The sequence below is a fragment of the Modestobacter sp. SYSU DS0511 genome (genome assembly GCF_054050755.1).
Map to the genome: position 1 here is coordinate 1 of NZ_JBJGZY010000078.1, position 1,046 is coordinate 1,046.

The window sequence follows — 1,046 nt, forward strand, 5'->3', positions numbered from 1 at the left end:
TGTTCTGACCTGACAGGTTGGTGACGCGGCTGGCCGGGGGTCTGCCGGCGAGTGCGGTGTGGCCGCGGTGGTGGTTGTAGTGGTGTAGCCAGGCAGGGTAGGCAGCGGCGCGGTCGGCGTCACTGGCGTAGACGGCGGCGTAAGCCCACTCGTCGGCCAGCGTGCGGTGGAAGCGTTCGACCTTGCCATTGGTCTGCGGCCGGTAGGGCCGGGTCCGCTTGTGGCTGATGCCGGCCAGGGCATCCCGGAAGTCGAAGGACCGGTAGCAGTTGCCGTTGTCGGTCAGTACCCGCTTGACCGTGATGCCGCAGGCGGTGAAGTAGGCGTTCGCGCGGGTCCAGAAGGCTGCGGCGGTCTCCTTGCGCTCGTCGGTGAGCAGCTCGGAGTAGGCCAGCCGGGAGTGGTCATCGAGGGCGGTGTGCAGGAAGGCGTAGCCGCGCCCCCGGTGCCGGTTGGGGCGGTGGGCGCGGCCGTGCACCCGCCAGCCGCCGCCGTCCGGGATGCGCCCCAACTTCTTGACGTCCAGGTGCACCAGCTCGCCCGGGGCGGGGTGCTCGTAGCGGCGGATCACCCGCCCGGTGGGCCGATCCAGCCAGGCCAACCGCGCCAGCCCGTAGCGGGCCAGCACCCGATGCACGGTCGAGGGATGCAGGCCCAGCAGGAACCCGATGCGCGCTGGACCCCACCGGCGGGTCACCCGGACCTTGATGATGCGTCGCTCGGTGCGGGTAGGCGTCCGCCGCGGTGTGTGGTGCGGCCGGCTCGAGCGGTCAGCCATGCCAACGGCGCCGTGCTCTCGATACCGGCCAGCCCAGCGGGCTGCGGTCGTGGCGGAGACCTGGAACCGGTCGGCGGCTCGCCGCAGCGGCCACCCGTCTTCGACCACGCAACGAGCAAGGAGCAACCGGCCCCGCGGGGTCAGCAGGGCATTAGCGTGGGACACGAAGGCCTCCGGGTTGAGGAGCGGTTCCTAGACAGCTCCACACCTCACTCGGAGGTCTTCCTCTTGTCACCAGACGCCGTCACCAACGTCCGTGGTCAGAACA

The 1,046-nt window shown here is 70.6% G+C and carries 1 protein-coding gene; it reads right to left on the minus strand.

The window, feature by feature from the left end; translation table 11 throughout:
- Window positions 1–943 (minus strand): IS481 family transposase (locus ACI783_RS19775; protein WP_457142031.1); only part of this gene is annotated, 943 nt, incomplete at its 3' end.
- Window positions 944–1,046: the final 103 nt, after the last annotated feature.